This window comes from Photobacterium sp. SKA34 (assembly GCF_000153325.1).
In the GTDB taxonomy this organism is placed as follows: Bacteria; Pseudomonadota; Gammaproteobacteria; order Enterobacterales; family Vibrionaceae; genus Photobacterium.
In genome coordinates, this window is sequence record NZ_CH724141.1 from 513,347 (window position 1) to 527,114 (window position 13,768).

Annotated in this window: 12 protein-coding genes; 2 read left to right on the forward strand and 10 right to left on the reverse strand. The window is 38.1% G+C overall.

What is annotated here, in order from left to right; genetic code table 11:
- Positions 1 to 32: 32 nt before the first annotated feature.
- On the reverse strand, positions 33 to 1,289 hold the full coding sequence (locus tag SKA34_RS03790; RefSeq protein WP_006644190.1) for an adenylosuccinate synthase: 1,257 nt from the start codon (positions 1,287 to 1,289) through the stop codon (positions 33 to 35).
- A gap of 179 nt (positions 1,290 to 1,468) precedes the next feature.
- Here SKA34_RS03790 and SKA34_RS03795 point away from each other — a divergent pair, with 179 nt between their 5' ends.
- Positions 1,469 to 2,374 carry a LysR family transcriptional regulator gene (locus SKA34_RS03795; RefSeq protein ID WP_006644191.1) on the forward strand — a complete coding sequence of 302 codons (906 nt, stop codon included), beginning with the start codon at positions 1,469 to 1,471 and terminating at the stop codon, positions 2,372 to 2,374.
- A 103-nt stretch (positions 2,375 to 2,477) separates the two neighbouring features.
- Here SKA34_RS03795 and SKA34_RS03800 read toward each other — a convergent pair whose 3' ends face one another.
- The 6 genes from SKA34_RS03800 to SKA34_RS03825 form a co-directional block, all read right to left on the reverse strand.
- On the reverse strand, positions 2,478 to 2,933 hold the full coding sequence (locus tag SKA34_RS03800) for a copper resistance protein NlpE (RefSeq protein ID WP_006644192.1): 456 nt from the start codon (positions 2,931 to 2,933) through the stop codon (positions 2,478 to 2,480).
- 82 nt (positions 2,934 to 3,015) lie between these two features.
- Complete coding sequence (locus tag SKA34_RS03805; protein WP_006644193.1) at positions 3,016 to 3,387, reverse strand: hypothetical protein; 372 nt, start codon at positions 3,385 to 3,387, stop codon at positions 3,016 to 3,018.
- A gap of 90 nt (positions 3,388 to 3,477) precedes the next feature.
- The gene (locus SKA34_RS03810; protein ID WP_006644194.1) at positions 3,478 to 4,245 is read right to left on the reverse strand and encodes a hypothetical protein; all 768 of its coding nucleotides are present in this window, start codon (positions 4,243 to 4,245) and stop codon (positions 3,478 to 3,480) included.
- Positions 4,246 to 5,295: 1,050 nt separating this feature from the next.
- The gene (locus SKA34_RS03815; RefSeq protein WP_006644195.1) at positions 5,296 to 5,634 is read right to left on the reverse strand and encodes a hypothetical protein; all 339 of its coding nucleotides are present in this window, start codon (positions 5,632 to 5,634) and stop codon (positions 5,296 to 5,298) included.
- A 227-nt stretch (positions 5,635 to 5,861) separates the two neighbouring features.
- Positions 5,862 to 7,772 carry a hypothetical protein gene (locus SKA34_RS03820; RefSeq protein WP_006644196.1) on the reverse strand — a complete coding sequence of 637 codons (1,911 nt, stop codon included), beginning with the start codon at positions 7,770 to 7,772 and terminating at the stop codon, positions 5,862 to 5,864.
- 80 nt (positions 7,773 to 7,852) lie between these two features.
- A complete protein-coding gene (locus tag SKA34_RS03825; RefSeq protein ID WP_006644197.1) occupies positions 7,853 to 8,731 on the reverse strand; it encodes a LysR family transcriptional regulator in 879 nt (292 codons plus the stop codon).
- Between the two features lie 118 nt (positions 8,732 to 8,849).
- Between SKA34_RS03825 and SKA34_RS03830 the strand changes: the two genes are divergently transcribed.
- The gene (locus SKA34_RS03830) at positions 8,850 to 10,226 is read left to right on the forward strand and encodes an MATE family efflux transporter (RefSeq protein ID WP_006644198.1); all 1,377 of its coding nucleotides are present in this window, start codon (positions 8,850 to 8,852) and stop codon (positions 10,224 to 10,226) included.
- Positions 10,227 to 10,325: 99 nt separating this feature from the next.
- Here the strand turns inward: SKA34_RS03830 and SKA34_RS03835 are convergent, their stop codons facing one another.
- From SKA34_RS03835 to SKA34_RS03845, 3 genes are read right to left on the reverse strand one after another with little or no spacing between them, the layout of a single operon-like run.
- On the reverse strand, positions 10,326 to 10,985 hold the full coding sequence (locus tag SKA34_RS03835) for an alpha/beta hydrolase (RefSeq protein WP_006644199.1): 660 nt from the start codon (positions 10,983 to 10,985) through the stop codon (positions 10,326 to 10,328).
- Between the two features lie 37 nt (positions 10,986 to 11,022).
- Positions 11,023 to 12,294, reverse strand: coding sequence for an ABC transporter substrate-binding protein (locus SKA34_RS03840; RefSeq protein WP_006644200.1), 1,272 nt, complete (start codon positions 12,292 to 12,294; stop codon positions 11,023 to 11,025).
- 25 nt (positions 12,295 to 12,319) lie between these two features.
- Positions 12,320 to 13,765 carry an ATP-binding protein gene (locus tag SKA34_RS03845; protein WP_006644201.1) on the reverse strand — a complete coding sequence of 482 codons (1,446 nt, stop codon included), beginning with the start codon at positions 13,763 to 13,765 and terminating at the stop codon, positions 12,320 to 12,322.
- Between the last annotated feature and the right edge of the window lie 3 nt (positions 13,766 to 13,768).

Here is a 13,768-nt window from a genome sequence, read left to right on the forward strand (position 1 = left end):
CCGCTGTTTTTATTTATTACTTTTAAAGCATATTAGCGAAGGATCATTTGATCACGCTCAGGACCAACAGAAACCATTTTAACTGGTACGCCCATTAGATCTTCAATACGAAGTACGTACTCTTGTGCACCTTTAGGTAGCGATTCAAATGTACGACAACCTGTAATATCTTCTTCCCAACCTGTCATTTGCTCGTATACAGCAGTTAATGATGCAGTTTGAGGCCAAATTGGGTTTTCAGTATGCTCACCGTTGTAAGCCACACAGATTTTCAGATCTTTCATACCCGTTAGGCAGTCGATCTTAGTTAGTGCAATTTCAGTTGCTGCTTGTAGTTCAATACCGTTACGAGTAGCCACTGCATCGAAGTAACCCATATCACGTGGGCGACCGGTTGTTGCACCGAATTCTTTTGCATCTTCACGGAATTGATCTTGATCTTCCATTGCAGTGATCAACGTACCTGTACCAACTGAAGAGCTGAATGCTTTTGCTACTGCAATAACACGCTCAGGATGAAGAGCAGGTAAACCACTACCAATACCAGCGTAAGCTGCAGTTACGTTAGAAGATGTTGTCCATGGGTATTCACCGTAAACTAAGTCACGACCCGCACCAAGTTGTGCTTCAAATAACAACGTTTTATCTTCTTTTTGTAGTGCTTTAAGTGGCTCTGTCACGTTACAAATGCTGTCACGCCAAGGCTGAGAAACCTCTAGTAGCCACTCTGTCATTTCTTCCGCTGTTTGCGTGAATTCAAATGATGGGTATAGCGCTTTAAGTTGAGGAAGTTTCCAATCCATCATGAATTGAATACGCTCGCGTAACACTGCAGGTTGTTTTAACCAACCAACAAGAATACCTTTTTTCATTACACGGTCGCCGTATGCAGGAGCGATACCTTGACGTGTTGAACCGTAAGCACCATCACCAAGACGTTGCTCTTCTAAGGTATCTTCCAGTGCGTGAAGAGGTAGGCACAATGTTGCACGATCTGAAATGCAAAGTTTTACTTCAACGCCAGATGTTGCCACTTCTTCGATTTCTAAAGACAGCTTTTCAGGGCTAATCACCATACCAGGGCCTAACACAGCAATACAGTCAGGATTAAATACGCCGCTAGGTAATTGGTGTAATTTAAACGTACCAAAATCGTTAACAACAGTGTGACCTGCGTTATTACCACCTTGGAAACGGATACTTGCTGAAGCTTGGTCTGCTAAATAATCAACAATGCGACCTTTACCTTCATCACCCCAGTTAGCACCAACAACAACAATAGACGACATAATTTAAATCTCCTCAAAAGCAATGACAACTATCCTATGCTCATCCAGCTAATAAGAATAATTAATAATCGTTATTAACTTGATAAGAATATCATATCTGGAGTATGGTTAATCTCTTCTACTCAATATGTTATCTACGATGATTAATATCATCTACTGCTTAGGAAATCATTGCGAATATGATTGATATCCACTGGCTCAATACCTTTGTAGCTTTGGCAAAACACCAGCACTTTGGTAAAACTGCAGCTGCGCTACATATGACACAACCTAATGTAAGCCTTCATCTCAAGCAATTAGAACAAACCACGCGTGTTAAGTTAATTGAGCGTAACCCTTTTCGTTTAACTCACGCAGGCGAACGTCTGTTACAAAGTGCAGAAAATACTTTAATGGAACTGCAAATTTGTCAGGCCGATCTGAATGCTATTAATGAGCTTAATCGCGGTACTCTAACCATAGCAGCCAGTGACATTATTTCTCGTTTGTTATTAATTAGCCCTTTTCAGTCTTTCAAGAAAGAATATCCGGGGATTGATCTGTCTCTTTTTAATACCACTTCATCTCAAGCAACCGAGTTAGTCAAAAGCGCGAAAGCCGATTTGGGATTCGTTATTGCACAAAAAGAGAGTCAACCACTGCATTTTACTGAATTACGACAAGTGAAATGTTGTGCATTAGGTAATGGTTTATCACGCTGGCAGGCACTGTCGGCTAACCCTTCGCAAATCATTCCGGTCGAACCTCTCGCCGCAGAAGAACCAACATTGATTTTGCTAGGTCACGATACCCGAACCCGTGAATTGATCGATATGGCGTTGCCTTTATTAAAATTAAAGAAGTACCATGTAATGGAAGTGGGCAGTGTGGATGCGCAGATTGATTGGGCAGAAGCGGGATTTGGTGTAGCGATAGTACCGAGTTTTTCTTTACATTCAAAGCCACACTTACAAACACAAATAACACCACTGCCTGATTTCCCGACAACCAGTTTGGGCTATATTGTACGTCAAAACCAAGTGCTTTCACGAGCAATTAAACAACTATTACGCTGGGTAGATGATGAAATCCAACGATCTCAGTAATGCTAGCGTTCTCTGAAGCTACTCCTAGTGCTAGATATAATTAAGCCCTGTAAATCAGGGCTTAATATATATGCTAACAGCACAGTGTTCCGAACATAATGTGTTATTTATGAACTTGCTTTTTTAAAGTATACGCATCAGCAAGATCACCTTGGACACGTTTACCATCTTTATCTAAATGGAAGATACGTTGTTCACCCACGAAATACTGTGTTGATTGACCACCACCTAAATTTAAGGTGATCGTATCGCCTTTATCATTCCAGTCAAACTTACCTTCTGTAGTTAAAGGTTTGGTTTCTTTATCTTGATAAGTTTGATCTAAAATGTAAGTTCCATCATCTTTTAGCGTTAAGCTTGTTTCAATTCCAGAGCAATCAGCACAAGGCTCAATACCGGTATATTCACCCATCCAATCAAGTGAGTTTTTCGCATTATCAGCAGCTTGTGATAATTCTGTAACTTGACCGTTCGCCGTTGATGCCGTTTTATCTGAAGCTTGATCACAACCCACAAGCACTAAACCAAGAAGGGCTGTAGCTAAAAGCGTTTTTTTCATCTTAATCTCCTTGAAATAACACAAGATATCATGGATACGTACACTTCATAAAACAGAACACCATAATAGACAATGCTATCAATTACTCAGCAGTTGCATCCTTAACTGCGTCTTTCATATTATCCGCAGCTTTGCCTGCATCATCTGCCATCTCTTTTGATGCATCAACTGTTTTATCTGCAACTTCATTCGCCGCTTTTGCTGTATCGTCAGCAGCCTGCTTTGTGGCATCAACAGCATCATTAGCAGCTGCTTTAGTTGAATCAACAGCATCATCGGCTACAGCTTTAGTTGAATCAACTGCATCATTGGCAGCTTCTTTTGTCGAATCAATTACTTGTGTAGCGGTATCTGACGCCTTGTTTTGCATATCTGTTGCGGTTTTATCTGTGCTTTGGTCACAGCCAACAAGTGCTAAACCAAGAATTGCAGCAACTAATAGTGTTTTTTTCATCTTAATCTCCTTAGAAGAAACAAGATACCTTGAAACTCACAAGTACGAGTTTCACGGTATCTTGCTATAAAATTTGAAATTTTAGGGCGCTTAATTTAATACATCTGATGCTTTTTTCTCTAAATCATCAGCAGCATTTTCTGTTTTATCAACAGCTGAATCGCTCATTTCAGCGGCTTTATCTTGCGCAGCTTCAGCTGAATCATCGACAGATTTCACTGCTTCATTTGCGGCATTTTTTACGTCATCTTCTGCCACTGCTGTTTTATCTATTGCAGCATCTTTCATTTCATCCATTGAATGATCTGCAGAACCTTCAGCTGTATTGATCGCATCAGACGCTTCAGTAGCTTTTTCTTTTGTCTCATCCATTAACGCTTTTGAATCATCAGCAACAGTATCTTTTACTTCTGATACCGAACTATTCATTTCTGAAACTCCCGTAGAAGTCTTTTCATCAGCTGATGAATTCGTTAAAGAATCTTTCAATTCAGATGCTTTTTCTTTCATAGAATCAAATGAATTATCAACAACTTGCTTTGACTTGTCAACCACGTCAGTTGTCTTCTCTTTTACAGAATCAGTCATCTCCGACGCTTTTTGAACCGCTGAATCACTTAATTCAGATGCTTTATCAACCACTTTATTGGTTTGATCTTTGACTACGTCTGCAGCATCAGACACCGTATCTTTAGTTGCATCTAACGCCGTACCAGATTGTTCCGTCACTTTATCTTTCATTTCAACGGTTGAATGTTGGGCAGCAGATGTACTATCTGTAGCTGTATCTTGTTTTGCCTGATCACAACCAACTAAAAATAAACCAGCGATAGTCATCGCGATAATTGTTTTTTTCATACAAACCCCTGTAACGAATACTGTTTTAATATGACCCTGACAGTATCTATCTACCAGATAAACCTATGTCTTAACGACGTCATTTCCAAGTCAATAATAGGTCAATTTATTACTTTTAGGTAAAAAATCTCTTTTAATTCAAGATGGAAAATATAAAAAATGGAAAATAACGTAACATTATTTTCCATTCTTCTTAGGAAAGGTAGAGTTTCTCATTAATTGAAAAATTCTAGATTTTGATAATAACTATATCAATATTTAATATAGTTATTACTCGTTGTTTTTTTAAATATGGAATAAAATTTTTAACTGATACATAGAATATTATTGTATATCCTAAAAGTTAAGTGCCTTCTTCAGCTATATTTTTCACTACCCTAATAAAATTATCACCCTTTACTTAATACTAAAAACCATATACTCCAAATAAATGAGAATAGGCTAATAATATCAATAGATCTAACGAATTAATGATAAATTTTCATTAATAAAAAATACTTAAAAATTTAATAGCGTATTTTTTATATCCGTTAGTACATATCCTATTGCATAAATAGTAATAATTAAGGCATATATACCCCAAAGCTATAATTAATATATCATAAACAATAAATCTAATTCACGAATAAAAATACATATAAAAATGAATATAAGAACAGCAAAACAGGTATGATACCTGCTACTCAACCTATATAAGCATAGCAAATGCAGTGCCCAACAATAATGATTTCTCTATATATTTAGTTGCTGATTACTCCAGAATAGTATTCTTAAGTACTAATACATCCAAACGCATTACTCATATTGGTAGTGATGAGAATAATAATAATTTAAAAGTTGTAATACCTTAAAAGTAATGAGTTTGTACTATGAACATATTCAACATCATCTTTTATTAACGTAATTCATATATTCCTTTTTATATGTGATTTAATATCCATTATTCAGGCAGAAAAATACGTAAGTAGTAATAATTTTATAGTGACGAAAAGACTTTACTGCATAGTAATAGATTAAATTTTCAATGTAGATAAATACTTATTACTTTATTTAATAAGCCTTAATATTACAGCCACATGAAATAAGCTCATACTCTGTAGGTCCAAACAACTTACATTCTTTTTTAAACAATATAACATCAGAACCTACCGGACAAAAAACACTCGACTTGATAGGTACATTTACTGCTTTTTCACTGTCTTCTGGAATAACTTTTAGAACTAATTTTCGCTCTCCTGTTTCAAAATTTGAGAACGTTTCTGTTACTTCTCCAGTTACAGAATCAATGTCATAAGTCTTTTCACCAACGAAAAAAAGAGCCCCAGCCAAACCTGTAAAAGATAGAAACAAAAAGGCAACAAATACCTTTTCATTGCATAACTGACTCATCAATCCTTTTCGCAAAATACCTAATCCTATAGCAAACTCTCTTTGAGCAACGCTCTATAATTTAGCATTTTAGAGCCCTCAAATTAAGCTATTTTATGTATAGGATCTTATAAAAAATGAAAATAAATGACATCTCCCTTCAAAAGCTCGTCGTAATATTAGTTTAAATCATTGTTATTAAACGGATAAAAACCATGACACAAAATTAACACTGTTTGACATAACCCTTACTTTTTTAATGGGAAATGAATGATTTTACCTTCCGCTGTTAAGATTTCTATCACTTTAGGCGTACCATCTGATGCTAGATATAGCTCTCCTATTGCACTTCGATTCACCAATCGGTGCCCGCCTGCAATATCTGGATCACGCTTTTCAATCAGCAATTTCTTACGCTTGGTAAACCAGTTTAACGGTGAATGAGGGCTATATAGTGCTCGATCCATTGCATCACAAAAGCGTAATAAGCGATTAGGGAATTCATTTTTTAAACCACTACACGTGATCTGATAAATATGGAATTTACCTTTATGGTTACGAAGCGTTATGTCATAAGCAAAAGAATAATGAACATCGCCAGATAAAATAATAAATTGGGTCGGTGTTTTGGTATGGGTAAAAATACTCAGTAATGTATTGGCTGAACCCGGGTGTGCCATCCAGTTTTCTGCATCAACGAGCAATGGTTGCCCTATCCATGTCATCATTCGTTGCAATGTTTCAATAAACTTTACACCGAACATGGGTGCAGCAGAAACAATAATCACCGCCGGTTCATGTAATAATTCCTGCTGAAACTCAATCATGGCTTCCCAATCCATTAACCCTGATGGACGGTTATCATTCGATTCTGAACGCCAACGTCGAGTACGCGTATCTAATACTACCATTTTAGGTGTGGTTGAAATGGTATAGTGCCATTGTTCAAACTGATTTAAACGCGCGATAAATGCATCTTGTGTTTGATTACAGGGCTTATAAAAATACTGCTTGGCGTCATCAAGGAAAGGCTGTTCAAATTTCTCTGGTGCATTACCCCATGCCTGACATAGCCAGTAGCTTATGAGCGCATTACCAATAATTCGGCGTGAAAATAAGTTGTTAAACGCTGCGGTTTCCCAGCGACGATTAAGCATATAATCATCCGTTACATCATGATCATCGAAAATCATATAAGTTGGAATATGTGCAAACAAACGCTGAACTTGAGGGAGACCTTGAACGAAATCATCCATAATATGGCTTTCTTCGTGCCATAGTTGCTGCCATTTAGGTGCAATTTGCACCCCACCACAAGTGAAATTTCGCTTCGAAAAACGCTCGCGATCAATCCAATCCCATAATGTTGGTGACCATACCAGTAAATACATCGCAAAAAATTCACTAAAACTGATTAGATGATTTTCACATTCTCGCGAGCTAAAAATAGGCACAACACGATCAGGCAATAATTTACCTAACCACGTTTGAGTATCAATATACGTCGGTAATAATTTATCTCGTCCATATAAATGATAAGGACTCTGATACAAGGCTTCTGTATCTGCAATGTTAGTCTGTTCAAACGTTTCAGAGGGTAAACCTAGCAGTTGGATCACTTGTTCAATGGCATCAAGTGTAGGACCTGCAACATGATCTGCGTAAATTTGATCACCACTCATCATTAATAAACTTGGGCGTTCAAGAATGGGTTGATCAGCAACTTTACTATCCGCTGCCACTAAGCTGTCTTTACTTGGATAATGAGGGTTACGACAAGAGCCATGTAAAACATAATCGGCTTTAGTGTTGATCACAATGTTGATCATAGATTCATTATCGTAGGTCAATGACGGAATGAAATCGGTTAAAAGCCCTTGCTGGGTATCAAGCTGATAAGCAAGTGGAGTATTAACTGCAAATTCACCCTCAAACTGTGCGAGTACAACCCAAGCATGTTTACCGATTTGAATTTGATGTTCATCTGCAATAACGGCTTGATAACAAGGTGTATCATCACCTTGTTGGTATAAGTAAAAAGTAGCATTCAATCGTTCCGTGGTCGCAAACCATAGTACTAATTGCGTTGCTGTCGCTTTACGTAAAATAGGACCGGCAATAATAAGTGGTAAGGATGATGCTGGTGCTTCTTTAGACATTAACTTCTCAACTCGCGCATAATAATTCAGTGTCAATCACTGCGATACCATCAAAACAACAATAGATAATCAGACTTAACCTATTGAGTAAACATTTTCTTTAGTTCTTGCTGAATCCATTTTATAACGGGCCCTGTCGCTCGATCACGGCGTTTAACAACGCCCATTTCAATCCATTGCGAAGCGGGAATATTTTCCATCGACAGTTTTACAACACCTTCGGAGAAAAAGTCATACGTAAAAACATGATCAGGCACAAATGCCCAGCCCATATTTCTTAATACAAACGAGGTGATTGAATAGTAGCTGTCAATTTGCCAATAATTAGCTGATAACGCTTCACTGTGGTGGCGTCCACTTCGATCGCAAATTAATAGCTGGCGGTGCTGGCTTAATTGCTGCACGGTAGGTGCTGAAATTTGCGCTAATGGATGATTTTCACCCACAATCAGTGATGAGTTAAATTCACAAATAGGTGTAAATTCTAAACTACTAGGCAAGGTTTTACTGAAAAATAAAATGCCAATATCTGCCATTTCTTCATCGACACGGGTCGCTATATCATCTTTCGAGCCATTAATAATGGTTAATTTCAATAATGGAAATGTCTCAGAAACACGTTGAAAGAAATCTTCAAAGGCGGTTAATGGTGATGCTTCATCCATTGCGATGGTCAGGGTAACTTCTTCACCTTGCGTTAACGTCAATGCCCGAGATTGTAACCGTTCACATTGGGCTAATACGACCTTTGCTTCTTCATACATTTGCTGACCTTCAGGGGTCAGGATCGGTAATCTTGCACTTCGATCGAATAGTTCAAATCCTAAATCTGCTTCTAGGTTACTAATGGAAGTACTGATCCGTGACTGTGCTTTTCCTAACCGCCGAGCAGCTGCCGAAAAAGAGCCTTGTTGTACTGAAATAACAAAAGCATTGAGTTGATCTAATGTCCAATCCATAAATCAATCCATCCGATAATCAGATATATAATATCTTTGAGCAATCTAATATTCGGAGATAATACAGCGATTCCCACCAACTGAATAGTCGTGGGTCGACCATTTTATGAGAATATTTATGCACAGTAATGAACCGATGTCGTTGTCGAGCAATATATCTAAAAATTTTTGGCGTTATACCATCCCTTCAATTGCGGCAATGATGGTTAATGGGCTCTATCAAATTGTTGATGGGATCTTTGTCGGCCACTACGTTGGCTACCAAGGCTTAGCCGCAATTAATATGGCATGGCCGATAACATTCGTATTATCAGGTTTAGGCTTGATGATTGGTATTGGTAGCGGGACGCTAATTTCAATCGCCCGCGGTGAGCAAAATCAGCGTAATGCTCAGCGCGCTTTTAATACCGGCTTGATCCTAACTTTTATCATTGGCTGTCTTTCATTTACTGCGTTTACATTTTTTGGCGACTATTTTTTACAACTTCAAGGTGCCCAACAAAACATTAAGCACCTTGCTTTAGACTATGTTTCTACTTTTGGTAATGCTGCCTTTATTACTGTCTTAGCAGGCGCAATGCCGATGTTGATCCGAAATGATGACAGCCCGAAAATCGCAACAACGTTATTAGTAATAGGCGCACTGACCAATATTCTTCTTGATTATGTATTTTTGGGGTTAATGGGTTGGGAATTAAAAGGTGCCGCGATTGCTACGTTGATCGCACAGGGTATTAGTTGTGTTGGTGGCTTAATCTATTTTTGCTCTCAATACTCAACTTTAAAGCTAAAAATTTTACTGCCTGATTTTTCATTGTCAGAAAGTAAAAAGATCATGGTTTTAGGCTCATCAGCACTGATCATGTACCTCTATGGTAGTTTTGTTGTCGCATTACACAATTATCAATTCATGATATATGGCACAGAATTAACTGTTGGCGCTTTTGCTATTGTCGGCTACATGATGACGATGTACTACTTGGTCGCAGAAGGTATTGGTGAAGGTTTGCAACCGCCAGTGAGTTACTACTACGGTGCGAAACAACCTCAACATATAAGACAAACATTAATTTTAGCAATGAAGACGACGGTGATTGCAGGTATCGCTTGGTTCTTGTTACTGACGAGCTTCCCATCAACCTTGATCAGTTTGTTTAACAGCAACAACAGTGCACTGACATTAGAAGCGACCCAAGGTATTCGTTTACATCTGTTTGCAATGTTTTTAGATGGCTTTATTGTCTTGGCAACAATGTACTTTATGTCGGTGAATCAAGCGTCAAAAGCATTGGTGATTTCAATTAGTAACATGCTAATACAACTGCCGTTTTTGTATTTCTTACCGAAATTACTTGGCGTTGTTGGTGTATGGTTAACTATGCCAGTATCCACTATGGTATTGAGCTGTATTGTTGCGGTTATTGTTTCGCATGATATCAATAAGCGCTGTAAACCGCTTGATTCAATAGAGAACCAAGCACCCTTGATCGATTAATAAGTAAATCAATCGGCAATATAAAACGCATCAGATCGATAACCGCTCTGATGCGTTTGATTTTTAACTACAAATTTTTAAACCTATTTAAGGCCAGGTTTAAGACAGTGTTTGTTTTATCCATGCTGAAATATCCTCAATTTGAGGCATGCAAACCTGATGCTCCATTGGGTATGTACGCCAGTGCGGTTTAAATCCCGCTTTAATAACATCATCTCGTGCCATTTCACCTAATGTAGGAATAACAACGGGATCATAAGAGCCATGCATAATTTCAATCGGCATATTACGATTCACATCGCTATATTGGATGATCTCTGCGGTTGGAAAATAGGTTGATAATGCTAATATTCCCGCTAATGGCTTGGAGTAACTTAATCCTGCTTGATAAACTACAGCACCACCTTGTGAAAATCCCGCAAGAATAATGCGTTCAGAAGGAATGCCACGACTAATTTCACGCTCGACAAGATCTATTACCTTTTGAGCTGATTCCATCAGTTGTGCTTCATTAATTTTACGAGATGTATCTAATGAAATAATGTCATACCATGCTGGCATTAACACATTACCGTTGATCGTTACATTTAACGTTGGCGAATGAGGAAAAATAAAGCGTATTGGCGATGTTTCTTCTAACTGTAAATGCGGTAACAAAGCCTCAAAATCATGTCCATTTGATCCTAAGCCATGTAACCAAATAACACTGGCTGTCGCGGGAACATTTGGTTCTATTTCAACACTCGCTAAATAATCCATTTTCCTATCCTTATTATTTTCCAAATACATACGTCTATTACATCGCGGATTTTACTGCGCGAGATAAGCGAACAGCTGCCATTTTTGGATCCGCGCTTGGATCATCAAAGAAACGACTTACAACATCAATGATTGCACTTTGAACATCACTGGATGTAGCTAAATTATGTGAAAAACTGGGTACAAGTGCATTGTTTTTTGCTGCAAACTTAAATGCTTTCATTGAGGCTAATGAACAAGAATCAAATCCCTTTAAAGATACATCCTTACGGATCGGGATTGAGCCTTTATCTAAACTAAATTCTCGTTGAAATGACTTTGTTAATAGTATTTGAGCTAAATCTTGTTGTGCCATCTCATCTGCTTTATTACTTTTTAACTTAAAGAAAGTAATGGTATCAAGATTATAAGAAAACATACCTTGTGTTCCCGGTACTGGTACACATAAGTAATCTTTACCTGCTATTCTGTGCTCGCTAGTAAACTCACCTTTTGCCCAATCTCCCATTATTTGCATTGCGGCTTTGTCATGCATAAGCATTTCAGTTGCTTGGTTCCAGCGACGCCCTTTTGCATTTGGATCTATATACTCTCGCATCTTTTTGAACTGACGAAAAACCTCAACCATTTTATCGCTACTAAGCTCTGTTAAATCTAAATCAACAAACGCTTTCGCATAATCTTTTGCACCAAGTACACTTAACGCCACCGCTTCGAATAAAGTAGCATCTTGCCAAGATTCCCCACCATGAGCTAATGGGATGTAACCTGCCGCTTTGATTTTATCGGCCGCCACGTAAAATTCAGTTAATGTTGTGGGTACTTTTGCGCCTGCAAGTTTAAAGATATGTGGATTAATCCAGAGCCAATTGACCCGATGTAATGTTACAGGTACAGCAACATAATGACCTTCATATTTTATCAACTGAAGATCATTAACTATTTGCTCCACCTCAGGTAATAACACGTTATCCCACTGCTCTTGCTCTGCAATCTTATTAAGTGATGTCAGAAAACCTAAGCGTCCCCACTCTTGAATATCTTGTCCTTTTAACTGTGCAGCTGTGGGTGGATTGCCCGATATTGCGCGCATTTTTAGGACTGTCATCGCACTTTGACCACCACCACCTGCAATGGCGAAATTTTTCCAGTGATGCCCTTCCGCCTCCATTTTCTCTTTTAAAACTTGAACAGCTTTAGATTCACCTTTTGATGTCCACCAATGCAACACTTCAACAGTACCTCCTGCAAAAGTTGGCTGACAAACAAGCAGTAATAAGGCGTAGAGACTCCATTGCTTGATATTCATTTTTACCTTAGATCTGACAATAACATTAGGCACTTTTTAATAACCGAGGGAGTACAACAATCACTAACAACCCACCTTTAATAGCGTTTTTGATCGTTAACTGACCACCATGAGCTCTTACGATATTACGCGAAATCCCCATCCCAAGCCCATGTCCCGTATTATCGGTTGCTAAGCGAACATAGGGTTCAAATACCGTTTTTAACTTTGCATTAGGGATCCCTTGCCCCTTATCACTAATGGTAATGATCAATTTATCTGCACTATCAATGACATTTACCGTCACGCTGTGTCCATATTTCACGCCATTATCAATTAAGTTACTTAAACAACGTTTTAAGGCTAACGGTTTTGCCATAATCGGCAAAATAGGATGTTGAGGTAAGCAAACTTTTGTATCTTTATGATTATGATGTTCAGCAATACTGTTTAGTAACTGTTCAACATCAATGGTCACTAAATTCTCATGTAAATCGGTATCCTTTACACACTGCAGGGCCCCTTTCACCATGATTTCGAGTTCATCAAGATCATGATTAAATTTATCTATTTTTTCATCATCATCGATCAATTCTGCACGTAACCGTAAGCGAGTGATTGGCGTTTTTAAATCATGTGATATAGAAGAAAATAGCTGTTCACGATCTTCAATATATTTTCTTAAACGCAACTGCATTCGATTAAATGCTTGTGTCGCCATCACTAATTCACTCGCCCCTTGCTCTTTTAATGGCGGCTGGTAAATATCAAGGCTTAATGCGTTAGCAGCATCCGCCAACTGTTTTAATGGTCGTGTCTGTCGCCTAACCATAATGTAAGTAAACAGCAGTAATAAAACGGTACTAAAGGTTAAAAATATAATTTGCTGACGCGTAATAATCTCATCTTTTAACATCATATAAGGGGCAGGTAATAGCGCTGCAATATATAACCACTGATCTTTATCAAGCTCTATTTGCACTACTAAAATGGGGGGATTAAGCGGCTCTAAACTTAACGTATTATGTACCCAAGAACGCGGTAGATCTGACAGCAAAATATCATTTTTTAATACATGCAACGTTTCTGGACGTGAAAACTCAACATGAATATTACTAAGAGTAGGTAATTTTTCATGCAACACCGTTTTAAAAACTGACACAGCCATTTCTTTTTGTTCAGTATTTTTAATTGGCTTGATATTGATCTCTTGATCATTAAACGACACAAAAAAACGTGTCCCGCCCATATTGCGCAACTGCTCTAATACAATATGGCGATATTCTAGCGGCAATGATTGAAAAAAATTCACTGTCGATGCAAACATGGTTGCCATACTTGCTGATGATGATTGCAGCCCCTCCAAATCTCGTTTCTTTGATTGGGTGTACCAAATACCTGTTGCGATCACTTGCGCAAGAAACACAGCCAACAAAGTTAACCATAACGTACGTGAAACCAATGACTTAGGCCATAGTGACTTCCATTTCATAAT

Excerpts from the sequence above, each read along its gene's own strand:
- SKA34_RS03795 (WP_006644191.1), top strand. The coding sequence starts at position 1,469 with ATGATTGATATCCACTGGCTCAATACCTTTGTAGCTTTGGCAAAACAC.
- SKA34_RS03790 (WP_006644190.1), bottom strand. The coding sequence starts at position 1,289 with ATGTCGTCTATTGTTGTTGTTGGTGCTAACTGGGGTGATGAAGGTAAA.
- SKA34_RS03815 (WP_006644195.1), bottom strand. The coding sequence starts at position 5,634 with ATGAGTCAGTTATGCAATGAAAAGGTATTTGTTGCCTTTTTGTTTCTA.
- SKA34_RS03830 (WP_006644198.1), top strand. The coding sequence starts at position 8,850 with ATGCACAGTAATGAACCGATGTCGTTGTCGAGCAATATATCTAAAAAT.
- SKA34_RS03825 (WP_006644197.1), bottom strand. The coding sequence starts at position 8,731 with ATGGATTGGACATTAGATCAACTCAATGCTTTTGTTATTTCAGTACAA.
- SKA34_RS03820 (WP_006644196.1), bottom strand. The coding sequence starts at position 7,772 with ATGTCTAAAGAAGCACCAGCATCATCCTTACCACTTATTATTGCCGGT.
- SKA34_RS03800 (WP_006644192.1), bottom strand. The coding sequence starts at position 2,933 with ATGAAAAAAACGCTTTTAGCTACAGCCCTTCTTGGTTTAGTGCTTGTG.
- SKA34_RS03810 (WP_006644194.1), bottom strand. The coding sequence starts at position 4,245 with ATGAAAAAAACAATTATCGCGATGACTATCGCTGGTTTATTTTTAGTT.
- SKA34_RS03835 (WP_006644199.1), bottom strand. The coding sequence starts at position 10,985 with ATGGATTATTTAGCGAGTGTTGAAATAGAACCAAATGTTCCCGCGACA.
- SKA34_RS03845 (WP_006644201.1), bottom strand. The coding sequence starts at position 13,765 with ATGAAATGGAAGTCACTATGGCCTAAGTCATTGGTTTCACGTACGTTA.
- SKA34_RS03805 (WP_006644193.1), bottom strand. The coding sequence starts at position 3,387 with ATGAAAAAAACACTATTAGTTGCTGCAATTCTTGGTTTAGCACTTGTT.
- SKA34_RS03840 (WP_006644200.1), bottom strand. The coding sequence starts at position 12,294 with ATGAATATCAAGCAATGGAGTCTCTACGCCTTATTACTGCTTGTTTGT.